Below are 23,875 nucleotides of genomic sequence, written 5' to 3'. Positions count from 1 at the left end.
ATCGACTGCACCGACGACGTCGTCGTGGAAATCAATCCACAGCTATTCGCGGGGGAGTCATACCACACGCTCCGGAGCGGTCCGTGGATATAGGTACGATGCCGCGGCCAGGGCGGCTGTGCGCTGAGAGTCGCCGGGGGACGTCACGCGGTTGTGCGGCACACCGTCCTCCGCGGGAGCGAGACGGTGCCGCCTGCTCGCCTTCCCTCTAGGGGTAGGGATGGTACTCCCTGTCGAGTCGTGGCTCGAATCCTAACTCCTCGGGAACGGTCTCGGCCCGTTCGGTGAAGAACGGCTCGCCCGTGAAGAGCGGCTGCGCCTCCGGGATCAGGACGCGGACGGCCTCGAACCCCAGTTCCGCGACGTCGCGCGTCGTCGTCCGCGCGGCGTAGGCGTCCAGCCCGGCGTCGGTCACGCGGTCGACGGCCGCCGCCAGTTCGGCCTCGCCTTCGGGAAGCGGATCGGGGCCGACGGACGCCGCAGGAACGGTTGCGTCGCACTCGACGAATCGCCGGGCGTGCGAGGGAAACTCGGCGTAGTCACCGATAGCGGCTTTCTCGTCGGCCGCCCGTTCGGGACCCATCGACCGCAACTCCATCCAGTTCTGGAGCGCTTCGGCGAGCGCACTCCGTGCGGCGGCGACCGGATCGAGGTCGGCCCCCGAACCCATTGCGAACCGGGGCCAGGCCTCGTCCGACTCCCGCTCCGGGTCGCGGTGGACCGCGACAGCGACCACGGGCACGTCGACGTCCTGTGTCACGAGCAGCGGCGTCACGTCCAACTCCTCGGCCCGCGCGCGTTTGACCAGCGTCTCGAACCGGTCGTCGTCGACGTCGAGCCCGAGCGGGTCGAACGTCGAGTACCACGCGAGCATCGTCGCGTCGCGCTCGACGACCTCGTACAGCCCCGAGAGCAGCGCTTCGGCGCCGGAGTTTCCGAGCCCCAGCCCGGTCGTGATCGCCGGCTTGTGCCGCTCGTCGGGGGGCGGGTAGTGGACGAACTCCGCGGGCAGGGAGACCTGCTCGCCCGTCGCGAGGTGTTCGCCTTCGACCCAGGCGATGCGCTCCTCGCGGTCGACCTGTCGATAGCCGTCGGGACGGGCGAACCGTGCGGGCGAGACCGGACGCGCGCGGTTCGTCTCCGGGGCGACGACGAACTCCGAGTACCGGTAGACGCCGGCGCAGTACCGTTCGAGTCCCTCACCGAGCGCCTTCATGAACGCCCGGTCCCAGTCGGGGTCGGCCCCGGCGGCGAACGCCGCCGCACGGGCGTCGCTGTACGTCGTCGTGTCGGCGGTTCCAGCCAGGTAGTACGGGATCGGAAACGACTCGCGTTCGCCGACCTGGGTGAGGAGGCCGACCCGGTCGTCCATCGCTCGCTCCGCACGGTCGAGGGCGTCGTCGAGCGGGACCGACCGCCACGAGCGGTCGAGCGTCCGGTCACGCGACCCGTCGGGGACCGGGAGGAACCGTCGCTCCGCTCCCGGAATCTCGACGACGGTGCCACCGATCGGTTCCCCCGCGAGGAGCCGGACCGCACGCCGCCCCGCGACCGCTCCCGCGAACCGAACGGCGCTTCGGTCGCCGGTCGGGCGCGAGTCCGAGTCGTCGACCGTCGACGCGACGCGGAGAGAGAGGTCCGAGAAGCGGGCGGAGTCGGGGGTGAACACCGACACGGCCGCGTCGACGCCTTCGAGCGCGTGACCGCCGACGCCGCCGACCTCACAGGCGACGAGTCGGTCACAGACGTCGTCGGCCCGAGTGAACTGCTCGGCCCCGGCGGGAGCGACGACAACCGTGAGGTCCGTCCCCGAGAGCGCGTCGGCGTCCGTCGTCACGGTCGCGTCGATGTCCTCGAAGGCGGCACGGGCCGCGTCCGCAGCGGGGCCCGTGCCGACGAGTCCGACGTTCATACGCGAACGTCGGGGGAGGGGCAGAAAAGCGCGGGGGTTCCGTCTACGTCAGGAGGCTCTGTGCGACGCCAGCGAGCTGGTCGGCGTCGGCCTGTCGGAGGCGGTCGTCGCCGAGCTTCAGTCGAAGCCGCGGGCGACCGACGTCGATGGGCACCTTCTCGGTGTCGACGAGGCCGAGGTCTTCGAGCTTGGTCTTCGTCCGCGAGAACGTCGCCTTCGACGCGATGCCGATGTCCTCGCCCCACTTCGAGATGTCGTAGAGGAGGATGTCGTTCTTCGCGGCGACGAGGAGGCTGATGGTCACCTCGTCGAGCCCCTGGCCGTCGCCGCGTGCGGTCTGCAGCGACGAGAGCACGGTGTCGAAGTCCGTCTGAACGTCCTCGGAGAGTTCGGTCGCGAGCGACTCCCGGACGACGGAGATAGAAGGCGTCCGGAGCTTGAACTCCGGTGCCTCCTCCCAGGCCGTCGTGTACGTCTCGTACGCCGAAGCGACGAACTCCTCGTCGTCGGTCACCAGCGCGGCGACCTGCTCGTCGGTGGTGACGAGCGAGAGGACGGCGTGCTCGGTGACGATGAGCGAGTTCTGGTCGTCGACGCCGCCGGTCGTGAGCGAGAGGACGCCTTCCTCGACGAGGTCGGCGGCGTTGCTCGCCACGATGAAGTCGTCGACGACGTCCTTCAGCAACGGTTCGTCGGCGATGACTCGGACCGTCGGGAGTTCCCCATCGAAGTGTGTTGCGACGGAGACGAGCGATTCGAGCACGTCGGCCGTCGGGTTAGCCACGAGGAGTTCCGACTCTCCCGCCGAGAGTACCTCGTACAGGATCTCCTCAATCCCCTCCGCGATTAAATTTGAGGCAATAACCATAGTACAAATATCGGACCGTGTCTATTTAATCTTACCGCATACAGACTATCACGGTATGGCGCCTTCTGGGTATTTCAATGGCCTTGTAAGCTAAAAACAAGATTTCAATCTCAGAAATCAGACCATTACAAATCAGGTTCGTTTTTAAGTAGATATCTTCGCGACGAGATCCGTCGACCACTGGATGTCGCCGTCGAAGATGACCGGCATGTCGACGCGCCGAACGAACCGCTCCGTCTCGGCCGCCGAGAGCGTCACCTCGGACTCCGCGCCGAACAGCCGCGGCTGACCGTCGAGGGGTTCGGGCAACCGGAAGACGTCGCCGGTGATCCGCGGCGAAGAGGCGTCGAACGTCACCCGGTACGACTCGCCGTCCGGTTCGGGGACGATGGTCGCCGCCAGCGGGACGGTCTCGGGCGCGCCGCTGAGTTTGTGCGTGCCGTCGCCCACGACGGTGTAGTCGTTCCCCATGATGATGCGACGACGGGCCAGGTTGAGCGCGCGTTCGATGCTGAAGCCGTTGACCAGGAGTCGGACGAAGGTCGTTCCGACGCGGGCCGCGTGGCCGTCGAGTACCTTCTCGAAGGTCACCGCCCCGGTGACGCTCCCCTTCCGGACGAGGTTGATGCCCTCGTAGTACGAGCCACACGCGTTGAGGAAGAACGTCTCCGCGCCGGAGCGCTCGAGGGTCGTGGTCGAGAGCGCCCCGTCGCGGCACTGCAGGCCGTTCTCCTCGCAGTGACCGATGTAGTGGACGAAGTCGTGGTCGGCCTCGAACACCGCCGCCAGTTCCTTCCGGCTGAGCTGTTCGCGGACCGAGACGTCGATGTCGAGGTCCGCCGTCCCGCGGCGATAGATGTCCGCCGCGTCGTCGTGTTCAGAGGACATCTCCGCGTCGTTGAGTACGGCGACGACGGAGGTCGGCTGTGTGTCCTTCTCCTCCTTCGAGCGGTGCTCGTACGCCTCCGGGAGCGTCTTGAACACGTCGATGGGGATTCCGTCCGCGAGCCACCCGTGGGCCCGCCCCGGTCCGAGGATGGGCTTGACCGGCTCGATTCGGGCGGAGTCGTCCGCGGGAGTGCGATAGAAGTCGTCCAGCGACCGCCGGAGCCGCTCGTTCCCCTCCAGCGGCTGTGAATCCGGCGTGAAGAGGTTGGGGAGGTTCGAGATGACGTGCGGGAGCGTCCGGACGTGGTCGTAGGTCGGCTCGACGTACATCGACAGGTGCCACTCGGGGAGGTCCGGCGAGATGAGGTCGAACGGGACGTCCAGATACGCTTCGACGCGCTCTCCGATGGGCGCCGTCGCGACGGCGTCCGGGTCGAGCGAGAGTCGGTCGAGCAGGTGGTGCTCGGCCAGGCGGTCGCTGCCCGGCACCGCCTCACGGACGAGGCAGTCGAGGAGGAACACGCGCCGCAACAGCTCTGCGGTCTCGTACTGGAATCCCGGCATCGGGTCGAGCCGGCGCTCCAGGTCGGCCGTCCGCAGCGTCGGCGGCGCGTCCGCGTCGAGTTCGATGGTCGCGTCGAGGTAGTGGGCGAGCGACGACGCGGTGAAGACGTACTGCAGCGTCGGCGGAACGGTGATGGTGACGTCGCCTTGGGTCCGCCGGCGTGTGAACTCCGCCGGAATCCGTGTCTCCTCGGCGAACTCGACGAGCGGCGGATGGCGGCGCATCCGCGAGTGCGAGCGGGCCGCCGTCGTCGTCAGCGTCGCCGACGACAGCGTCGACACGGCCGTCGCGACTCCCTCGGGCGTTCGCGGCACGGTGATCGTTCCCGGCGGCTGGTCGTCCCGCTCGGTGAAGCCGACTCTGACGGGCGTCCGCGCCGGGAAGGAGAGCATCAACCGTTCCGGGGTCTTCGACACGCGGGCGGCCGACGTGAACGCGACCCGTATCTCGACGACCGAGTCGACCTGGAGTTCGTACGTGCCGGCGGGGAGGGTCTCGTCGCCCGTGAGTTCCCAGGTCCGATGGGCCTCCCGGTCGACGACGGCCACCCGTCCGGGTGGGAACTCCAGCGCGGTCGCTCTCCCGACGGCGCTATCTGCGACCGATTCGTTGATCGACGGGGGGTCGTCCCCGGATGTCGGGCCTTCGCCGGCCCGCCAGTCCGACGCGCGGACTGTGACGGACGGGCGTAACCGGCCGACGGCAGCGATGCCGTCGCCCGTGGCCTCCGCACGGAGCATTCTCCGAAAAGGAAGTATCGCTCACATATATATCTGTCGTGAAAGTGAGTAATTACCTTTTGTTTACCGACCGTTTCACCGTAATTTGTGGACGGAGTGTCATGAGATGAGCCGATTAGACGGTGGAATTTATCGTATCGTTCGAAACGCTTCGCGGCCGGTCGTGTCACGCTGGTCGTTTCACCGGGTCGCTGACGTGTGGTGAGTTCCGAGAGCGGTCTCTCTCGAACGATACGTTTCTCCCGAGTGTCTCCCGCGTACATGACGAGACGCTCGCACGCCGTTGGTGCCGCGTCCGTGTCCCGTGGCGCCCTGGTCGGAGCGGCCGAATACGACGACGACGACGACGGAGTGAACAGGCTTATGTCCAACTCCCCCGGGAGGTCACGTATGAACGACGAACACGTCCGGGCCGTCGACCCTGAGGTGGCCGACGCCCTGGCCGGCGAGGAGGAGAGACAGGAGCGGACGCTCGCGATGATCGCGAGCGAGAACCACGCCTCGAAGGCCGTGCTCGAGGCGCAGGGCTCCGTCCTCACGAACAAGTACGCCGAGGGCTATCCCGGGTCGCGCTACTACGCGGGCTGTGAGTACGCCGACGAGGTCGAAAACCTGGCCATCGAGCGCGCCACCGAACTGTGGGGGGCCGAACACGTCAACGTTCAGCCCCACTCGGGGACGCAGGCCAACATGGGCGTCTACCTCGCGATGCTCGAACCGGGCGATAAGATCCTCTCGCTCGACCTGACCCACGGCGGGCATCTCTCTCACGGCCACCCCGCGAACTTCGCCGGACAACTGTACGAGGTCGAACAGTACGAAGTCGACCCCGAAACGGGGTACATCGACTACGACGCCCTGGAGAAGAAGGCCGAGGCGTTCGACCCTGACATCGTCGTCTCCGGCTACTCGGCGTACCCCCGAGCCGTCGACTTCGAGCGCATTCAGGCCGTCGCCGAGGACGTAGGTGCGTACCACCTCGCCGACATCGCCCACATCACGGGCCTCGTCGCCGCCGGCGTCCACCCCTCGCCGGTCGGCGTCGCCGACTTCGTCACCGGCTCGACGCACAAGACCATCCGGGCCGGTCGCGGCGGCATCATCATGACCCAGGAGGAGTACGCCTCCGAGATCGACAAGGCCGTCTTCCCCGGCGGACAGGGCGGGCCCCTCATGCACAACATCGCCGGCAAGGCCGTCGGGTTCAAGGAGGCCCTCCAGCCGGAGTTCACCGAGTACGCCGAGCAGGTCGTCTCGAACGCGAAGGCCCTGGCGGACACGTTCGCCAATCACGGGCTCGACGTCGTCTCCGGCGGCACCGACACCCACCTCGTCCTCGTCGACCTCCGTCCCTCCCACCCCGACCTCACCGGTGGAACGGCCGAGGAAGCGCTCGAACGAACGGGCATCGTCCTCAACGCCAACACCGTTCCCGGCGAGACGCGCTCGCCGTTCAACCCTTCGGGCATCCGCGCGGGAACGGCCGCGCTCACGACCCGCGGCTTCGAGAACCCCGAAGTCAGAGAGGTCGGCGAACACATCGTCCGCGTCGTCGACAACCCCGACGACGAGGGCGTCCTCGGCGAGGTGAGCGACCGCGTGACCGAACTCTGCGCGGCGCACCCGCTCTACCGGTAGACGTCCACGGTAGACACGACCACCTAGGCGCACGGCGCGCACGACCGCCGGCGGACTTATTCTCCGGGCGACAGACGGGGGTGGTATGTCCCTCTCACGTCGACGGTTCCTCCCGAGCCTCCTCGTCCTCGTCGTGGGGTGCAGCGGACCTCCAGACGGTGGGTCGGGGGGCGGATCGGAGTCCCCCGACACGATGTCGCCCGCCGGGACGCCGACGACGAGTCTGGGATCGGTCACGACCGACGCACCGACCCGGGTCACCGCCACCTCGTCCCCGATGCCTCAAGCGGAGGCCACGTCCGAGACCGCTGAGGAGGAACTCGACTTACGCGAGGCGAACGTGGTCGGCGTCGAGTTCGAACCGTCGAACGGGTCCTACCGCTTCAGCGTGACCCTCTATCACGACGACGACGGGGAGTCGGGGTACGCCGACTGGTGGCAGGTCGAGACGCTCGACGGCGAGCAACTCGGCCGACGAACGCTGTTGCACGCCCACAGCACGGCCCCGTTCACCCGCTCGGAGACGATTTCGATCCCCGAGGGGGTTCGGTACGTCGTCGTCCGCGGGCACGACCAGACGCACGGGTACGGCGGGCAGGCGATGGTCGTCGACCTCGAGACGGGTGCGACCGAGGCGGTACGACAGGGTCCGGAGCCACAGGACTTCTCGGCGTACACGCCGAGAAGCTGAATCTCGGTCTTGAGACGACCCCTCCCGCCAGAGCGGTCGGTCTTCCGACAGGATATTGTCACCCGGTGGTGTAGGCGGAGACATGGCATCCATCCGCCGGCTCGTCCTCGACGTGTTGAAACCCGTCGAGGTCGCGACCGTCTCGTTCGCCCGGGAGTTGAGCGACCTCGACGGGGTCGACGCGACGGCCGTCCGACTCGTCGAAACCGACCGCGAGGTCCAGAACGTCACGCTCGTCGTCGAAGGAGAGGCGGTCGACTTCGAGCGCGTCGAGGCGTGCATCGAGTCGCTCGGTGGGACGCTCCACTCCGTCGACGAGGTGGTCTGCGGCGAGTTCGTCCCCGAAGAACACGTGGCACACGCGGATGCGACCTGGCTTCGCTGACCGCCTCCGGGCGGTCGAGTTCGGCCCGCTCTCGCGGCGCTACTTCGTCTCGAACGGGTTCGACGGCGCGCTCACGTGCGTGGGGCTCGTCGTCGGCGCGTTCCTCTCGGGCGTCCCGGACGGCGTGACCGTCGTCCGCGTCGGCGCCGGCGCGGCGGTGGGGCTGGCCACCTCGGGCGTCTGGAGCGTCTGGGAGATCGAACGCGCCGAGAAACGCGCCGAACTCGAACGGCTCGAAGCGGCGATGCTCGCCGACCTCGACGGGACGGCCCCCGACCGCCGACGGCGGCGCGAACGGGTGGTGAACGCCGTCGCCAGCGGCGCCGGCCCCGTACTCGGAGTGCTGGTCCCGCTCGTCCCGTTCCTCCTCGAAGGGACCCTCCTCACGATGGCCGAAGCGACCGTCGCCGCCGTCGTGACGGCCGTCGCCATCCTGTTCGGCTTCGGCGCGTTCCTCTCCCGGGAGTCCGACCAGTGGTGGCTCGTCGCCGGCCTCCGGATGGGCGCGGCGGGACTGTTCGTCGCGCTCTTGACCCTCGTCCTCCCCGGCTAGGGCGAGAACAGCGCAGGGATGTGCACGAACGTGTCGATTTCTTCTCCCGCACCGACCCATCGATACACGAATCCGAACCGTTCAAGTCTCGGCCGTTCCCCTCTCCCCACATGACCGACATCATCGACGGCAACGCCGTCGCGAGCGAGGTGCGCGACGGCCTCGGCGACGCCATCGAGACGCTCGACGACGCGGGCGTGACGCCCGGGCTTGCAACCGTCCTGATGAGCGACGACCCCGCTAGCGAGACGTACGTCTCGATGAAACAGCGCGACTGCGCCGAGGTGGGCATCGAGGCGTTCGACTACGAACTCGACCCCGATACCCCCGCCGCGGAACTGTACGACCTCATCGACGACCTGAACGCCGACGAGGACGTCCACGGGATTCTCGTCCAGATGCCCGTTCCGGACCACGTCGACTCCCGCGAAGTCCTCCGAAGCATCGACCCCGCGAAGGACGTCGACGGCTTCCACCCCGAGAACGTCGGCCGACTCGTCGCCGGCGACGCGCGCTTCAAGCCGTGTACGCCCCACGGCATCCAGAAGCTCCTCGACGCCGCGGGCGTCGACCCCGAGGGCAAAGAGGTCGTCGTCGTCGGGCGCTCCGACATCGTCGGCAAGCCGATGGCGAACCTCCTCATCCAGAAGGCCCCCGGGGGGAACGCCACGGTGACGGTGTGTCACTCTCGGACCGAGGACCTCTCGGAGCACACCCGCCGGGCGGACGTCGTCGTCGCCGCCTGCGGCGTGCCGGAACTGGTCACGGGCGAGATGCTCTCGGAGGGAGTCGTCGTCGTCGACGTCGGCGTGAACCGGGTCGATGCCGACACCGAGAAGGGGTACGAACTCGTCGGCGACGTCGAGTTCGAATCGGCCGAAGAGCAGGCCAGCGCCATCACGCCCGTCCCGGGTGGCGTCGGCCCGATGACCCGCGCGATGCTGCTGTGGAACACCGTCAAAGCCGCCGCCGAAGCCGAAGGAATCGACGTCACGCTCCCCTGAGTCTCTCCGTCTCCGCTCCGTCTCCGCTCCGTCTCTCCCCCGCGTCAGCCCTCCTCGACGCCCTCGTGGGTGAAGAGCAGGAGTCGCTCGTCGGTGTGGGCGACGCAGAACCCCACGGGCCGGGAGGGGCGGAACGACTCCGCGTCGCTCGTCGCGTAGAACTCGTCGAAGGGGTCGCCACAGACGGGACAGTCCACCCCCTCACGGTTCTCGTACAGTACCGCGTTCCCCGTGTCGGTGAGGAGTTTCAGCCGGTGTCGCACCGCGTGCTCGTCGAACGTCGTCATTGGAGCCGCGAGAGGCGGTCCTTCGCCGCGGCGAGCGCCGTCTCGTCGTCCTCTCTGAGCGCCCGCGAGACGTCCTGCGTCGCGGCGAGGAGCGCCTCGCTCTCGGCGAGCGGGACGTCGCCGCCGAGCGCGCGCGTCCGCTTGACGAACTCCGAGACGGTCCCCAGGACCTGCCGTGCCTCCGGTGCGGGGTTGTCGTCGAGCCACGACAGCACCTCGCGGCGGTACTCGTCGACGGCCTCCGCGAGCGCGAGTCCGCGCGCCGCCCGCATCGACGTCGGGACCGTCTCGACGTCGGGCCGCTCGCCGATGTCGGCCCCGCGCAGGAGCGAGAGCAGATAGAGTTCCTCGTCGTCGGTCCGCTCGCCGGCCCGGACGAGCACGTCGACCGCGTAGAGCAGTTCGGTCGCCGCCAGATAGGTCGCGTCGAGCGGGAGGAGGTCGCCGCCCCGGATGAACCCCCGCTTCGTCCGATAACTGCGAAGGTCGCGCTTGAGGTCGTCAGCGGCGTCGGCGAGGTCGTCGGTGTCGACGGTGCGACGGTGCGGCGAGAGGTCGAGCGACGTCGGCGTGTCGGTGTGTCGGGTCCGGTCGTCGACGCCGACGCTTCGGAGGCTCCCGCAGGCGGGACAGTCGACCGCCCCCGTCTCGTAGTACGACCACTGGTGGCCGCAGTCGCGGCACTCCCGTCGGCCTCTGACTCTCATGCCGCCTCGTACGGAAGGAACGGAAAAAAACGCGACGGAGCGGCGCGGCGGTGCCGTGAAGGCGGTGGCGTTCGAAGGGGGCGCATATGCGCTCCGAAGCGGAGATCAGAGAGCAGTACGAGTTTCTCAGCGAACAACTCGACGCAGAGGAGATGCGACACGAGGGCGTCCGCGAGATGTTCACCTACTACCGCCGCGCGCTCGGGTGGGTTCTCGAAGAAGAACACATGTGACGACGGCAGACCGGCGGGGTGAGTGACCGACCCTCTCACGAACCGAGAGGATGCTCACGCGTGCGCCGGCCGGTCAGTGTTCGGTATCTTTAAGTGAAATACCTCGCTACGTGGTAGTGACGCTTCGCTTTGGAGGGCCGAAGCGTCAGCGGGGACCAATTCAGGGCGGCAAGCATCACGCGATTTTCGCGTGGCTTGCTACCTTTTCGACACTACGACACGTCGAGCGACGCGTCGGTGTCGCTCGCGCCTTCGTCCCACTCGAGTTCGAGTTCGAGGCTCAACTCGGCGGAACCGCTCGACGACGTCTCGCGTTCGACCTTGACCTCGAAGACGGGGCGTTCGGGCACCGCGAGCGTCTGTGACTGTTCGCCCGCCGAGAGCGTGACCTCCCCGTCGGCGTCGAGACGGTCCGCGACGGTCCGGAGGTACGCTGCGATTTCGGCGCGTGACTGGGACGACTCCGATTTGAAGAGAGTTTCCTCCATGCGAATGTAGACGTGTCGACACCTGAAGTGTCCTCCGGTAACCGGAACCACTCGCTCGTCGGACCTCGGCCGTCCGTGAGACTGGGCGCGGTTCACGCCGCTTCGGGCCTGCCGGGCACCGACGAACGCACGATGTCAATCGGCCGTGATATACCAGAAATTCGATACACTTATTCGTCTCGCACTCGAATCGTAATATCGAAGATAATAATGTACGACCTGACAGGATTCCAGCGTGACCTCCTCTACGTGATCGCCGGGCTGGACGAGCCCCACGGTCTCGCCATCAAGGAGGAGCTCGAGGACTACTACGAGAAGGAAATCCACCACGGACGACTCTATCCGAATCTCGACACGCTAGTCGAGAAGGGACTCGTCGAGAAGGGTCAGCGGGACAGACGAACGAACTTCTACACGCTGACACGTCGGGGGCGCCGGGAGATTCGCGCCCGGAAGGACTGGGAAGGACAGTACGTCGACGAGTCCTTCGGCGAGTGAGCCGGTCACGCCCGGACTCACCCACCACGTTCGTCCGCTCCGTCTGACCCCCCAGGTTCGTCTCCGTTCTCTCGCGTCGATTCAGCGTCCGCAGCGCCGCCCGTGTCGTTCGCTTCCGTCCCCGTCGAAGTCGGGGCCGTCGGGTTCTCGCGCCCGACTGTGGTCGACTCCTCGAACGTCGTCTCGACCGCCGGGTCGACGGCGAAGGGGAGGATGTCCTGCCCCTGTACTAGCTCCGGCAGGACGATGCGGGCGAAGTGGAAGACGAGGACGAGAAGCATCGGCATGAGGAAGATGCCGTACCACCCGAACAGCAGCGGTCCGAACGTGTACGCGATCATCACGCTCCCGACGTGGAGGCTCCGTCCCGAGACGTACGGCCGGAGGACGAGGTCGGGGATGGTGTCCACGACGACGAACGAGACGCCGACGAACACCAGGACGAACCACAGCAGCTGTGGGTCGACGAAGAACGTGACGACGGCCATGTAGAGCGCCACGGGGACGTAGACGAGCTTCATCCCCACGACGGGGATGATGCTGGCGACGCCCGCGAGGAGGCCGACGAGCGCCGCCGCGGGGACCGCCACTCCCGGCGCCGGAGAGAACGTGTTGAGCACGGTGTACGCGATGACCCCGATGGTCCCCGTGAGGACGGCGTTGAGGATGTTCCCGAAGAAGACGGCTTTCAGGTCGTGGTCGACCGCCGAGCCGTATGCGAGGACGACCCCCGGTGGTCGCCGAACGTCGAGAGCGCCCAGCTAGTCAGGCGACGGTCGTCTCGGAGCAGGTAGAACGCCAGGGCGATCATGACGAACAGGTGGACCGCGCCGACGCCGAAGAACGCGATCGTGTCGAACGCCGAGGAGAGCGAGCGCGTGATCTGGTCGATGACCTCCGCGGTGAGATACGACGAGGGGTCGAGTTCGAGGAGCCGCTCCGGGTCCGTGATGGCGTCCAGAAGCTCCTGGTCGACGGGGTACTGTGAGAGGTCGAGCACGCCGCTGTTGGTGTAGTCGACGGCCTGCTGGACCACGATGGCGAGCGCGTACAGGACCAAGAGGATCGCCGGGAGCGCGAGCGCGAACAGCGAGACCGCGGCGGCGAGACTCGCGGGGCGGATGTGCCGGCGGAGCCGACGGTAGATGGGGCGGGTCGCGTAGTAGAGGAAGATCCCGAAGACGAAGGTGCCGATGAACGCGTGAACCACGAAGACGACCGCGGCCGCGAGCGCGATGCCGAGCAGCCACCACCCGAGTCGCGCACGCTCGAGGCCCAGGAGGGACATTATGATTCCTCCGCCATCGCGTCACTTGAAGTTACCCCCGTCCGCGGCCGCTGTCCGTCGGTTCGAGGGCGTCGACGACGAATAGTATATATTATACTGTGGCAAATTTACTCATATGTTTTCCCCGCTGCAGGTCGACCTGGTGTTCGAGGAACTCCTGGTTCAGCCGGCAGTCCTCCTCAGTCTCGCCGCCCTGCTCGGACTGTTCCTCGGCCTCGAACGGGAGTGGTCGGACATCGACGCCGGGATGCGGACGTTCTCGCTCACCGGCCTCGCCGGCGGCGTCTTCACCCTCGTCGCCCGCGAGACGGGAATCGAGAGCGCGTTCCTCGTCGGCGGGCTGTTCGTGCTCGTGCAGGCCGCGTCGTTCTCGTTCGCCGCGTTCCGCACGGAGGGGTCGCTCCACCTCACGACGTCGGCATCGCTCCTCGTCGCCTACGGCGTCGGCGCGCTCGTCGTCTCGGAGTTCGTCCTGGCCGGCGTCACCGTCGCGGTCGTCTCGTCCCTGCTGCTCGTGTTGAAGCGCGAACTCCACGACTTCGCCGGGACGCTCTCGCGCGACGAACTCCGCTCGGCCTCCGAGTTCGCCATCCTGGCGTTCGTCGTCTTCCCGCTCCTCCCCGCCGACGACATCACCGTCCAGAACGTCACGCTCGAACCGCGCATCGCGTGGCTCATGGTCGTGACCGTCGCGGGAATCGGGTTCGTCAACTACGTCGTCGTCCGGACGTACGGCGGCATCGGCGTGGTCGTGACGGGCTTTTTCGGCGGCCTGGCCTCCTCCACCGCGGTCGTGGGGAGCACGCTCGACCACGTCCGTCGCCGTCCCGAACTGGAGTCGTTCGCCGTCGCGGCCGTCCTCCTCGCCGACGCGGCGATGGCCGTGCGGAACCTCGTCATCACGCTGGCTTTCTCGTATCCGTCGCCCCTCCTCGCGGCCGTGGTCCCGCTCGGCGTGTTCGTCGTCGGGGCGGTCGCCGTGGCGCTCTGGACCGCCAACCGGGAGGAAGAAGTCGACCTCGACCTCGGGAGCCCCTTCTCGCTCCGGAACGCCCTCGGTTTCGGCGCCGTCTTCCTCCTCATCCTCGCCGCCGGAACGGTCGCGCAGACGGAGTTCGGGACGGCCGGCCTGTACGCGAGTTCGTTCGTCTCGGGACTGGTCTCCTCGGCGGGCGCGACGACCACGGCCGTCCTCCTCTACCGCGGGGGGAGCGTCACCGGGGCGAACGCGGTGGTCGCCGTCCTCCTGGCGACGACGGCGAGCGTGCTCGTCAAGACGGCGCTCGCTCTCGCCGGCCCGAGGTCGTTCACCCGTGCCGTCGTCCGGTGGTCGGTCGTCCTCCTTCTCACGAGCGGCGGCGCGACCCTCCTCGTGACGGTCGTCTGACCCGAATCGGGGCGGCGGCGACGAACGCCTTTTGACCGCCCTCGGCGTATCACGGCTATGAATCGAGAGACGGCGGAGCCACAGGTGGACGGCTTCCCCGGCACGCGCGCGAAGGAGTGGGTCGACTACCACCAGTCGACCGCCGCGCTCAGCACCTACGTGTACGACTTCGTCTGGGACCGGACCGCACCCGCAGAAGGGCCGTTCTGCACCGACGTCGACGGCAACGTTCTCATGGACTTCACCAGCCACGTCGCCGCCGCCCCGCTCGGGTACAACAACCCCGCTCTCCTCGAACGACTCCGCGAGTTCGACCTCGTCGACCCCCTGAAAGTCGCGGGTCAGGACTTCTACGTCGCCGGCGGGCACCACCTCCCCGACGAACAGGACGCTCCCGGCCCGGCGGGGCTGATGAGCCGACTCACGCGTCTCACCGACCACTACGGCATGGACACCGTGTTCCTCTCGAACTCGGGCGCGGAGGCCATCGAGAACGCCATCAAGGTCGCGTACGATCACTCACAGGGGGCGAAACACGGCGTTACCTTCGAAGGGGCCTTCCACGGCCGGACGCTCGGGGCGCTCTCGCTCAACCGCTCGAAGGAGAAGTACCGACGACACTTTCCCGAAGTCGCCGGCGTCGTCGACGTTCCCTTCTGCGAGGACCGGACCTGCACGCCCGAGACGTGTTCGTGTGGGTTCTTCTTCGGGCCGCAGGGGGAGACGGAGTCGCGCCTGCGCCGGAAACTCGACTCCGACCGCGGACACCTCCCGCCCGAAGAAGTGGCGTACATCGTCCTCGAACCCGTCCAGGGCGAGGGGGGCTATCGGTTCCCGAGCGAGGCGTTCACCGACGAGGTGGCGGCGCTCGCCGAGGAACACGACATCACCCTCGTCGTCGACGAGATTCAGACGGGCCTGGGGAGAACAGGAAAGTGGTGGGCGACGGACCACTCGGCGCTCGAACCGGACCTCATCTGCTCGGCGAAGGCGCTCCGGGTGGGCGCGACCGTGGGGCGGGAGGACCTGTTCCCCGACGAGGAGGGCCGCCTCTCGTCGACGTGGGGCGCGGGCGACCTCGTCGCCGCCGCGGGCGGGGCGCTCACCATCGACCTCATCGAGGAACGCGACCTCCTGGCGAACGCCACCGCGCGGGGCCGGCAGTTCGTCGAACTCCTCGAAGACGCCGACCGCACCGTCGTGGAAGACGTCCGCGGACTGGGGCTCTTACTCGCCGTCGAGTTCGATTCGAAGGAACGACGCGACGCGGTTCAGGAGGCGGCGCTCGCGCGCGGACTGTTGACGCTCGGCTGTGGGCACCAGACCCTTCGAATTCTCCCCCCGCTGGACGTCACCGAGCGGGAGATCGACCTCGGAGCCGACCTCCTCACGCAGGCGATCGACGACGTCTCCTGACGCCGCCTTCGCGGCTCCGAGTCGATTCCTTCTCACGCGCCGGGGACCGGCCGCCCGTGTTTTGGAACCGGCGATGGAAGGACTCTCCGTGATGTACCAGACGATCCTCCTGCCCACCGACGGGAGTCCCGGGTCCGAACTGGCCGTCGACCACGCGCTCGACCTCGCGCGGCGGTACGACGCGACGCTGCACCTCCTCTACGTGGTCGACACGGACATCGTGAACCACTACGCCGGTATCGACGCCATCGAGGGCGTCGAGCACGCTCTCCAGTCACACGGCGCGGACGCGCTCGAAGCGGCCGCCGCGCGGGCCACAGACGAGGGCGTCCCGGTCGAACAGCACGTCGTCGAAGGCTCCCCGCACGAGGCTATCCTCGACGCGATTCCGATGGTCGGGGCGGACCTCGTCGTGATGGGAACCGAGCGGCGGAGCGACGAGTACCACCGCCTCGTCGGGAGCGTGACAGAGCGCGTCGTCCGAACGGCCGACGTGCCCGTCCACGTCGTGAAGGCGGCGGTCTGACCGACGATCCGACCGCCGGGGTCGGGCACGGGAGTCGGAGTCAGGTCCAGCGGTCGAGCCCCGTCTGCACGAGCGACTCGTCGATGCGCTGAAACCCCGTCTCGACCTCGCCCTCGTCGACCTCCCACTCCTCGACGACGTAGCGCCGCGCGGCGTCGAGGTCCGGGTCGATGTCGGGGTCGAACTCGTACTCGTCGGTCACCGGCGGGTCGAGGAAGAGGTCGCGGACGCGGTCGGCGTTCGGGATGTGGTCGCCTCTCGCGTCGAGGACGCCCCAGAGGTCGCCGTGTTCTTTGACTTCTTTCACGGCCGTCTTCGGGCCGACGCCCCTGATTCCCTGGTTGAAGTCGGTGCCACAGAGGATGGCGACGTCGACCAGTTGCTCCCACGTGAGGTCGTTCCGTTCGAGGGTCGCGTCGAGGCTCATCAGTTCGGGGACGCCCTTGCTCGTCAGGCCGCGGAGCGTGTACGGCGCGCCAAAGAGGAGCGTGTCGTAGTCCTCGCTCCCGACGTAGTCGGCGTCACCCGTCCGCGCCATGTACGACGCCTGCGCCTCCCCCTCGGCGGGCGCTTCGATGTACGGCACGTCGAGGAGCGAGAGGAGTTCGCGCGTCGTCTCCTGGATGACGGGCGTGAGCCGCTGGGTGCGCGCTTCGAGGCGGGCGGCCTCGACCGTGTCACCCCGTTCGCGCGCGTCCTCCAGTCGCTCCTGTGCCTTCTCCTTGGCCTCGCGGCGCTTCTCCACCTCGTCGTCCTTCAACTCCGTCACGCCGCCGTCGAAGACGAACACCGGTATCAGGTCGTGCTCGAAGAACTTGGGGAGTCCCTGGACGAGGCCGACGAGGTTCGCCACCTCCTCGCCGTCCTCGGTGGTGTACACCTCGTCGCGGGTCCACTTCACCGTCGTCGTGAGATAGCGGTAGAGCCAGTTGTGCGCGTCGACGGCGACGACGCTGCCGGCGATGTCGTCCCACGCGACGTCCGAGAGATGCGCGAGGCTGCGGAGGTCTGCGTTTCCCATCGTTCGGGCTCTCGGCGCGGAGCGTCTTAATCACACGGCGTTTCGTCGAGCGGAAGACGGAAGGGGTTCGGCACGCGGTGAACGGTTCGGCGGCCGAGTCGGTGAGGTACTCGTCGAGCATGACCCATCCCTCGATACGAGCGGAACCCGTCTCTCGATACGTGAACGTCGCGCGGGACACGGGCGCAGTGAGGCCACAGTCCTCCCCAGCCGACTCGGACGCGAACTCACTCCGTTCGCTCGCGTCCTCGTCCCTCGCGCGACGGGACGACCGACGTCGTCCCGGCCGCGCCACCGCACCCGTGCACTCGTCTTACTCTCCCTCCGGCGCGTCGACGCGCTCCGGCGGCCCTGCATCCTCCCTCGTCGCCAGAAACGCCCGCTCCTCTTCGGTGCAGTCGCGGGCGCGAAAGACGTCCAGCCCGCGCTGGTAGGTGTCGGCGTCGACCTCTCCCTCCACTCGAAGCTCACGGTCCAGCACCACCTCGGCCAGTCCGGTCTCTCTGCCGGTGTAGGCGAAGCCGACCTTCGAGAGCGCCTCGTAGGAGAAGACGTTGTTCACGGCGATACGACACCGCGCGTAGCCGCGCTCGCGGGCGCGCTCGCAGACGAACGCGACGAGGTGTGGGCCGATACCTTCGCCCCGGCGGTCCCCCCGAACGGTCACGTACCGGAGCCACAGGGTCTCGGGATCGGTTCGGTCCTCGTTGAACGCGACGGCGGCGACCACCGTCGGATCGCCGATCTGTGGGGGTTCGTCCTCGTCCACGTCGAGGGCCAGCGGGTCGGTCCTGTCGCGGACGACCGCCACGCCCGTCGAGGAGGTGACGAACTTGCCGGCGTACGCGAACGCCCGGTAGTCGAGCCGGAGCCGCGGCCCCTCTTCCCCATCGGGCCAGCCGAGAAACGCGTACTCCATAGCGACAGAAGGCCGACGAGCGGCCTGTGTCTTTCCCTTCCCCCTACCCGACCACCGCTCTCTCACGCGGCACGCGACCAAAGCTTCTCGTGGGCTCCCCCCGACGCACCCGTATGCTCGACCACGGACCCGGCGACGTCCGCTTCTTCGACCGCGTCGCACCGCTGTACGACCGTCTGATGCCCTCCGCGGACAGGGCGGCCCTGGCGGACGCGCTGTCGCTGTCACGGCGACCGGTCGGGACGGTCCTCGACGTCGCCGGGGGACCGGTCGTGCCGCGCGGGCGCTGTCGGACATCGTCGCGTCCACCGACACGGAGGGGAGAGGCGTCGTCGTGGTCGACCGGTCGAGAGAGATGCTCCGCGTCGCCCGGGAGCGGGGACACGCGTGTCTGGCCGCGGACGCGACCGCCCTCCCCGTCGAAACCGACGCCGTCGACGCCGTCACCGTCGTCGACGCGCTCCATCACGTCCGGAACCAGCGGGCGCTCCTCGCCGAGGCGCGTCGGGTCGTCGCCCCCGGCGGGGTGGTCGTCGTCGCCGACTTCGACCCCTCGACGCTTCGGGGCCGGGCGCTCGTCGGTCTCGAACGCGCGGTCGGGTTCGACTCGGCGTTCTCGACGCCGGACGACCTCGCGCGCTTCCTCGAACGGGAGGGTCTCTCGGCGCGCGTCGTCAGAGCGGGGTTCGGCTACGTCGTCGCCGGTCGCGTCGGGGACTTTCGACACTGAACCGGGGAAGCCAAGAGGCACCCCACAGAAGGGGCGCGTATGGCAACCTCGACAGGGTCGTTCCTGGACGGGCGCATCGTCACGGCCGCGCTGCCCCTGGCGGTGGGGGACGTGCTGGTACTGGCGCTGTTGCTGTCGCTCGGGACGGCGCGGCACAACGGCTTCGCGTATCTCACGGAGAACCCGGTCGGCCTCGCACTGACGCTCCTCCCGTTCCTCGTCGGCTGGGTCGTCGCCGCTCCCCTCGTCGGCGCGTACTCGGCGGGCGCGGCGGAGTCGGCGAAGGCCGCCATCCCGCTCGGCATCCGTTCGTGGGTCGTCGCCGACGTCATCGGCATCGTCCTCCGGGTGGTCCTCCCGTTCGACGCGACCGGCGGGCTGCTGCCGCTGGCTATCTTCTTCGGCGTCACGCTCGTCGTCGGCGTCGTCGGTCTCGGCGTCTGGCGCTGGCTCTACTTCAAGCTCCGCTGACCGGGACGAAAACAGGCTTTTTACTCTCGGGGGCGTGGACCGTTCGTGAACGTTCGCGGTCGGGTCCTCGACGTCGGCGACGTGAAGACGGTGAACACGCAGTACGGCGAGAGCGACCTCGTCGAACTCACCGTCCGCCCCGCCGACGGCGACCCTCTCGGCGTGACGCTCTGGGGGAAGTGGACCGAGACGGCCGACTACGCCGAACCGGGGATGGAGCTTCTCGTCACCGACGCCGAGGAGAAGGAGTACCGCGGGGAGACCACCTACTCGACGTCGGGCGAGTCGTACGTCGTGCTCGAACCGGACTTCCTCGTCGACGTGACCGACGTCCGCTCGTGGGTGCAGTGCCCGCGGATGTACTACCTGAACAAGCTCTCGGGGATTCCGCTGAACTACCCGGTCGTGAAGGGGACCATCGTCCACGAGGTGTTCGGCGACCTCCTCCGCGGGATGGACCTGGAGGCGTCAATCGAGGACCGAGTCGCGGAGGCCGGTCTCGACATCGGTCTGCTGGGTCGAGAGGCGACCGAGGTGGCGGACGAGGTGCGGCGCAACGCCGCCGCCATCGAGGGGTGGCTGGCGCAGGGCACGCTCTCGCAGGCGGACGAGTGGCGCTCGGAGTACACGCTCATCTCGCCGACGTTCGGGATGAAGGGACGCGCTGACGCCATCCGGCGCGGGTCGCCGGTCGAACTGAAGACGGGGAAGAACCTCAAGCGCGACCCGCGCTTTCAGGACAAGATTCAGGCCGCCGCCTACGCGCTGATGCTCGCCGACTCTGGAGAGGAGGCCCCCGACACGGGAACCCTGCTGTACACGAAGAACACGGCGCTCGAACGCGTCGAGGAGAGCGGTGACCTCTCGCCCGCGAAGGACTTCTCCATCGGTCCCGGCCTCCTGAAGTACGTCGTTCGAACGAGAAACGAGATCGCGGCCATGGAGTTCGCGACCGACGTCCCCACCGGGTACGAGGCCAACGCGAAGTGCGAGTACTGCTTCGAGCAGGACACCTGCATGGTCGTCTCCGGCCGTCTCGACCAGGAGTCGAAAGCCGGGCAGATCGGGACCGCCATCCCCGAGGACGAGCGGGCGTACTTCGAGCGGATGTACGAGGACCTCGAAGCCGAGCGCCGCGAAGTCCACCGCGAGTACCGGAAGATCTGGGAACAAACCGGAGAAGAGCGGGCGGCCGACGACCGGGCGCTCGTCGACCTCGAACCGCTCGATCAGCGAGAACGCGACGACGGCCGGTGGGAGCTTCGAGCGAAGAAGGCGAGCGACGCGGTCTCGAAACTCCGCGAGGGTGACGTCGCGCTCGCTTCCGACGGCGACCCCGTCCGCGGTCACGCCGAACTCTGTCGCATCGAGCGCCTCGGGAGCGAGGTGGTCGTGACGACCGACGAACCGGTCGAACTCCGGCGGCTGGACGTGTACCCCTCCGAGATCACGATTTCGCGGCTGCTCACCGCCCTCCACGACGCCCTCCTGAAAGGCGACCAGCGGCGGAAGGACGTCCTGTTCGGGCGGGCCGAGCCCGAATTCCGGGAGAAGCGGGAGACGTACATCGACAACAACGCCTCGCAGAACGCGGCGGTGAACCGCGCGGTGAACGCCGAGGACATCGCGCTCGTCCACGGCCCGCCGGGGACGGGCAAGACCTACACCATCGCGCGGACGGTGCGGGCGCTCGTCGAGCGCGGCGACCGCGTCCTCCTCTCGGCGTTCACCAACCGCGCGGTCGACAACGCGCTCGAAGCCCTCCGCGACCAGGGGTTCGAAGAGGCGGTTCGCGTGGGCAGCGAGACGGGCGTCCGCGAGGACATGCACGACATCCGGCTCCGAGAGCGCGGCGACCCCGCGGAACTCGCGTCGAGATTCAGAGGCGCCCCGGTCGTCGCGGCGACCACCGCCGCCTGCGGGTCTCGCGCGCTCCGCGAGCAGTCGTTCGACGTCGCGCTCGTCGACGAGGCCTCGCAACTGACCGAGCCAGGTACGCTCGCGGCCGTCAACCTCGCCGACCGGTTCGTCCTCGTCGGCGACCACAAACAGCTTCCGCCGGTCGTCCGCGCCGAGACCGACCTGCGGACGTCGCTCTTTCAGCGACTCGTCGAGCGCTACCCCGAGGCGTCGGTGATGCTCGACCGCCAGTACAGAATGGCCCAGCGCATCCAGGCGTTCTCCTCGAAGCGCTTCTACGACAACAGACTCCGCCCCGCCTCCGGCGACGTGGCCGCCCAGCGGCTCTCTGACCTGCCGGGTGTCGCCCCGGACCGACTCCCCTCCGACCTCAGAGACCAGGTGTCGTTCGTCGACCCCGACGGACGGCGCGAGGGCAACGCCAACCCCGTCGAGGCCGACCGGGTCGCCGAGGTGGTCGAGGCGTTCCTCGGCGCCGGGGTCGAGAGGGGGGACATCGGCGTCATCGCCCCGTTCCGGGCGCAGGTGGCCGAGATCAGTCGACGAGTGGACGTGACGGTCGACACCGTCGACCGCTTCCAGGGGTCCGCGAAGGAGGTCATCGTCATCTCGTTCGTCGCGTGCGGGACGCTCGACGGCCCCATCTTCGAGGACCACCGGCGGGTGAACGTCGCGCTCACGCGCGCGAAGAAGGCACTCGTCCTCGTCGGCGACACCGACGCGCTCTCGTCGGAGCCCTTCTACGCGGAGATGCTCGCGTGGGCACGCGCGGGCCAGCGGGTCGGACAGGCGGACTAGGGCGAGGCGAGCGGAGAGCGAGCACTGAAGGGGGACCGCGGCGTCCGACGACTATGACCGAGACCGACTCTTCGCTCGTCGAGCAGTGTCGGCGGGAGGTCGACGAACTGCACGCCTTCTTCGAACTCTGGTTCGTCGGCGAACTCCCGCAGCAGCGAACCGAACTGCGCCGGTTCGAGGGAGTGCTCGCCGAGGACTTCCGAATGATACAACCCTCGGGGCTGACCAGAAGCCGAGACGGCATCGTCGCGGACGTCTTCGACGCCCACGGGGCGCACGAGGACGTCACGGTCGAGACGTCGACGTTCGAGCCGCGCGTCGTCGGCGAGACCTGCCTCGGGACGTACGAGGAGTGGCAGACCACGGGAGAGGAGCGAACCGGCCGGGTCGCGACAGTGCTGTTCCGTCGCGCGGAGGGGACGCCGAACGGGGTCGAGTGGGTTCACCTCCACGAGACGTGGCTGGCGGAGTGAGAGGGACCGTTGAACCGTGTACCGGTCCGCAGCCGCTCCCTCCGGCTGCCGGCCGGTGGTGACTTTCAGCGGTCCCGCTGAGTCAGGTGGCGGTCCGGCGGATGCGCTGGCCGATCTCGGCCTTCAGTTCCTCGCGGTCACCGACCGCGGCGACCCGTCCGGAGACCAGTTCGAGGAGGTCGTACTCCGTGAGGACGTCCCGCGTCGTCTTCTGATCGAGGTCGAGCGCCCGCTGGACGTCGTACAGCGTGTTCGCCTCCTCGACGGCGGTCAGGAGGTCCTGCGTCGAGAGCGACCCCGGGAGGTCGAGGTCCGGAAGCCTGTCGGCGACGGGCGTGTCGTCGTCGAGCGGCGCGTCGGCCCCGGACGAGAGCCCGACGTCCGGTTCGACGCCGTCCGTTTCGTCCACCTCCTCCATCTCGTCGACATCGGACGCTGCCGACGCCGACTGGTCGCGCGCGCCGTCGTCCTCGGTGTGCTCGCCGGTCGAATCGACGGTGCGCTCGTCGGTCGTGTCCTCATCCTTCGCTCCCGGTTCGTGGATGCCGTGACGGATCATCTGCTTGCGGACCGCCTGAGCGCCGACGTCGACGTCGAGTGCCGCCGTCATCTCCGCGAACGTGTCGTGTTCGTCGTAGACGCGCGCCAGGACGTCGGGGTCGCGGTGGACGGCCCGCTCTCGCTCCCCGTCGACGAGTTCGGAGAGCGGGTGGGCCTTCGTCCGATGGATCTTCATCCCTCGGGCCGTGTCGAACGTCCGGTCACAGTCGGGGTGCGTACACGGGACGGCGTCCTCTGTCGTCGCCGTGTCCGTCGCTTCGGCGTCCCCCGCCGACTCGGCGTCGTCGGACCCGGAGCTATCGCCGGTCCCCCCGGTCTCCTCACCGTCGGAGTCATCGTCGACGACGGCGGCGACATCGAGTTCGGCGTCGTCGTCCGCCGTTCCCGTCCTGCTGGCGTCCGCCGCACCGGCGTCACTCCCCGATGTCCCCGATTCGGCAGCGTCGGCGCTGCCGCCGTCGACCTCGGTCGCATCTTCCGTGTCGTCGTGACCGGCCGCGCCGTCGCTGGCGTCCGTGGGCTGTCCGCCTTCGAGTGCTATCCTCGGAGCGGGCGTGGCCGGCCTGACACCGACCGGCGCCGCCGACGGCTCAACAGGAGGCCGCCCGGGCGTCTCGACGGCTCCGGCGCTGTCGACGTCGAAGAGGTCGGCGGTGGCGTCGGCCGGGAGTTCGACGCGCAACTGGACGACGAACCCGTCGTCCGACGGCTGATCACTCTCGCCGTTACCGAGTGGCTCGGCCTGCTGTACGCCGACCCCGTGTGATTCGAGCGTCTCGATGAGAGCCGCGAGCTGCCGGTACCGGTGGCTAAGTGACATGGTTCAAGCCTCCCCCATCCCTAGAGGATGTCGTTCGTCAACGGAGATGTATCTCGGTTGATCACATAATGTTTTGGGATGGAACATC

The 23,875-nt window shown here is 68.2% G+C and carries 22 protein-coding genes and 2 pseudogenes; 14 read left to right on the top strand and 10 right to left on the bottom strand.

Annotated features, from left to right (window positions below):
* Nucleotides 1-208: 208 nt before the first annotated feature.
* From C2R22_RS12665 to C2R22_RS12655, 3 genes are all read right to left on the bottom strand, one after another.
* Nucleotides 209-1,912, bottom strand: a complete 1,704-nt coding sequence (locus tag C2R22_RS12665) for a YcaO-like family protein (protein ID WP_103426077.1) — start codon at nucleotides 1,910-1,912, stop codon at nucleotides 209-211.
* A gap of 43 nt (nucleotides 1,913-1,955) precedes the next feature.
* Nucleotides 1,956-2,780, bottom strand: coding sequence for a transcriptional regulator TbsP (gene tbsP, locus C2R22_RS12660; RefSeq protein ID WP_103426076.1), 825 nt, complete (start codon nucleotides 2,778-2,780; stop codon nucleotides 1,956-1,958).
* A gap of 144 nt (nucleotides 2,781-2,924) precedes the next feature.
* Entirely contained in the window at nucleotides 2,925-4,973 is a 2,049-nt protein-coding gene (locus tag C2R22_RS12655; protein WP_103426075.1) for a hypothetical protein, read from the bottom strand.
* 390 nt (nucleotides 4,974-5,363) lie between these two features.
* Between C2R22_RS12655 and glyA the strand changes: the two genes are divergently transcribed.
* From glyA to folD, 5 genes are all read left to right on the top strand, one after another.
* Nucleotides 5,364-6,611 (top strand): serine hydroxymethyltransferase, encoded by a 1,248-nt coding sequence (gene glyA, locus C2R22_RS12650; protein WP_103426074.1) that lies wholly within the window; start codon nucleotides 5,364-5,366, stop codon nucleotides 6,609-6,611.
* Nucleotides 6,612-6,696: 85 nt separating this feature from the next.
* On the top strand, nucleotides 6,697-7,302 hold the full coding sequence (locus C2R22_RS12645) for a hypothetical protein (protein WP_103426073.1): 606 nt from the start codon (nucleotides 6,697-6,699) through the stop codon (nucleotides 7,300-7,302).
* A gap of 82 nt (nucleotides 7,303-7,384) precedes the next feature.
* On the top strand, nucleotides 7,385-7,687 hold the full coding sequence (locus tag C2R22_RS12640; RefSeq protein WP_103426072.1) for a DUF211 domain-containing protein: 303 nt from the start codon (nucleotides 7,385-7,387) through the stop codon (nucleotides 7,685-7,687).
* Nucleotides 7,668-8,240 (top strand): VIT1/CCC1 transporter family protein, encoded by a 573-nt coding sequence (locus C2R22_RS12635; RefSeq protein WP_103426071.1) that lies wholly within the window; start codon nucleotides 7,668-7,670, stop codon nucleotides 8,238-8,240. The genes C2R22_RS12640 and C2R22_RS12635 overlap by 20 nt, the downstream gene beginning before the upstream one ends.
* Before the next feature lie 110 nt (nucleotides 8,241-8,350).
* Nucleotides 8,351-9,244: a bifunctional methylenetetrahydrofolate dehydrogenase/methenyltetrahydrofolate cyclohydrolase FolD gene (gene folD / locus C2R22_RS12630; RefSeq protein WP_103426070.1), complete on the top strand. Its 894-nt coding sequence runs from the start codon at nucleotides 8,351-8,353 to the stop codon at nucleotides 9,242-9,244.
* Between the two features lie 44 nt (nucleotides 9,245-9,288).
* Here the strand turns inward: folD and C2R22_RS12625 are convergent, their stop codons facing one another.
* Complete coding sequence (locus C2R22_RS12625; protein ID WP_103426069.1) at nucleotides 9,289-9,531, bottom strand: DUF7385 family protein; 243 nt, start codon at nucleotides 9,529-9,531, stop codon at nucleotides 9,289-9,291.
* Nucleotides 9,528-10,238, bottom strand: coding sequence for a DUF7117 family protein (locus C2R22_RS12620; protein ID WP_103426068.1), 711 nt, complete (start codon nucleotides 10,236-10,238; stop codon nucleotides 9,528-9,530). Before C2R22_RS12620 ends, C2R22_RS12625 begins: the two co-directional genes overlap by 4 nt.
* 86 nt (nucleotides 10,239-10,324) lie before the next feature.
* Here C2R22_RS12620 and C2R22_RS25645 point away from each other — a divergent pair, with 86 nt between their 5' ends.
* Entirely contained in the window at nucleotides 10,325-10,471 is a 147-nt protein-coding gene (locus tag C2R22_RS25645; RefSeq protein ID WP_173862802.1) for a hypothetical protein, read from the top strand.
* A 212-nt stretch (nucleotides 10,472-10,683) separates the two neighbouring features.
* On the opposite strand, the gene C2R22_RS12615 is transcribed toward C2R22_RS25645, so the two are convergent.
* Nucleotides 10,684-10,959 (bottom strand): amphi-Trp domain-containing protein, encoded by a 276-nt coding sequence (locus C2R22_RS12615; protein ID WP_103426067.1) that lies wholly within the window; start codon nucleotides 10,957-10,959, stop codon nucleotides 10,684-10,686.
* Between the two features lie 210 nt (nucleotides 10,960-11,169).
* Here C2R22_RS12615 and C2R22_RS12610 point away from each other — a divergent pair, with 210 nt between their 5' ends.
* Complete coding sequence (locus C2R22_RS12610) at nucleotides 11,170-11,457, top strand: helix-turn-helix transcriptional regulator (protein ID WP_103426066.1); 288 nt, start codon at nucleotides 11,170-11,172, stop codon at nucleotides 11,455-11,457.
* A 17-nt stretch (nucleotides 11,458-11,474) separates the two neighbouring features.
* Here the strand turns inward: C2R22_RS12610 and C2R22_RS12605 are convergent.
* Nucleotides 11,475-12,745 (bottom strand): annotated as a pseudogene (locus tag C2R22_RS12605) (AI-2E family transporter).
* A 115-nt stretch (nucleotides 12,746-12,860) separates the two neighbouring features.
* Here C2R22_RS12605 and C2R22_RS12600 point away from each other — a divergent pair.
* The 3 genes from C2R22_RS12600 to C2R22_RS12590 all read left to right on the top strand — a co-directional run bounded on the left by C2R22_RS12600 (nucleotide 12,861) and on the right by C2R22_RS12590 (nucleotide 16,074).
* Nucleotides 12,861-14,132 (top strand): MgtC/SapB family protein, encoded by a 1,272-nt coding sequence (locus C2R22_RS12600; protein ID WP_103426065.1) that lies wholly within the window; start codon nucleotides 12,861-12,863, stop codon nucleotides 14,130-14,132.
* A gap of 57 nt (nucleotides 14,133-14,189) precedes the next feature.
* Nucleotides 14,190-15,548: an aminotransferase class III-fold pyridoxal phosphate-dependent enzyme gene (locus tag C2R22_RS12595; RefSeq protein ID WP_103426064.1), complete on the top strand. Its 1,359-nt coding sequence runs from the start codon at nucleotides 14,190-14,192 to the stop codon at nucleotides 15,546-15,548.
* Between the two features lie 91 nt (nucleotides 15,549-15,639).
* On the top strand, nucleotides 15,640-16,074 hold the full coding sequence (locus C2R22_RS12590) for a universal stress protein (RefSeq protein WP_103427666.1): 435 nt from the start codon (nucleotides 15,640-15,642) through the stop codon (nucleotides 16,072-16,074).
* Nucleotides 16,075-16,114: 40 nt separating this feature from the next.
* On the opposite strand, the gene fen is transcribed toward C2R22_RS12590, so the two are convergent.
* Both fen and C2R22_RS12580 read right to left on the bottom strand, forming a co-directional pair.
* Nucleotides 16,115-17,095 carry a flap endonuclease-1 gene (gene fen / locus C2R22_RS12585; protein WP_103426063.1) on the bottom strand — a complete coding sequence of 327 codons (981 nt, stop codon included), beginning with the start codon at nucleotides 17,093-17,095 and terminating at the stop codon, nucleotides 16,115-16,117.
* 313 nt (nucleotides 17,096-17,408) lie between these two features.
* A complete protein-coding gene (locus C2R22_RS12580) occupies nucleotides 17,409-18,014 on the bottom strand; it encodes a GNAT family N-acetyltransferase (RefSeq protein ID WP_103426062.1) in 606 nt (201 codons plus the stop codon).
* Between the two features lie 113 nt (nucleotides 18,015-18,127).
* On the opposite strand from C2R22_RS12580, the pseudogene C2R22_RS12575 reads away from it, so the two are divergent.
* From C2R22_RS12575 to C2R22_RS12560, 4 genes and pseudogenes are all read left to right on the top strand, one after another.
* A pseudogene (locus C2R22_RS12575) lies at nucleotides 18,128-18,744 on the top strand (class I SAM-dependent methyltransferase).
* Nucleotides 18,745-18,783: 39 nt separating this feature from the next.
* A complete protein-coding gene (locus C2R22_RS12570; protein WP_103426061.1) occupies nucleotides 18,784-19,215 on the top strand; it encodes a DUF3054 domain-containing protein in 432 nt (143 codons plus the stop codon).
* 45 nt (nucleotides 19,216-19,260) lie between these two features.
* A complete protein-coding gene (locus C2R22_RS12565) occupies nucleotides 19,261-21,933 on the top strand; it encodes an AAA domain-containing protein (protein ID WP_103426060.1) in 2,673 nt (890 codons plus the stop codon).
* Nucleotides 21,934-21,986: 53 nt separating this feature from the next.
* Entirely contained in the window at nucleotides 21,987-22,406 is a 420-nt protein-coding gene (locus C2R22_RS12560) for a DUF4440 domain-containing protein (RefSeq protein WP_103426059.1), read from the top strand.
* A gap of 82 nt (nucleotides 22,407-22,488) precedes the next feature.
* On the opposite strand, the gene C2R22_RS12555 is transcribed toward C2R22_RS12560, so the two are convergent.
* Nucleotides 22,489-23,787 (bottom strand): hypothetical protein, encoded by a 1,299-nt coding sequence (locus C2R22_RS12555; RefSeq protein WP_103426058.1) that lies wholly within the window; start codon nucleotides 23,785-23,787, stop codon nucleotides 22,489-22,491.
* Between the last annotated feature and the right edge of the window lie 88 nt (nucleotides 23,788-23,875).

It is taken from the genome of Salinigranum rubrum, from assembly GCF_002906575.1.
GTDB classification, from domain to species: domain Archaea; phylum Halobacteriota; class Halobacteria; order Halobacteriales; family Haloferacaceae; genus Salinigranum; species Salinigranum rubrum.
Note: the sequence above shows the minus strand (reverse complement) of the source record. Positions and strands in the feature narration are given on the sequence as shown.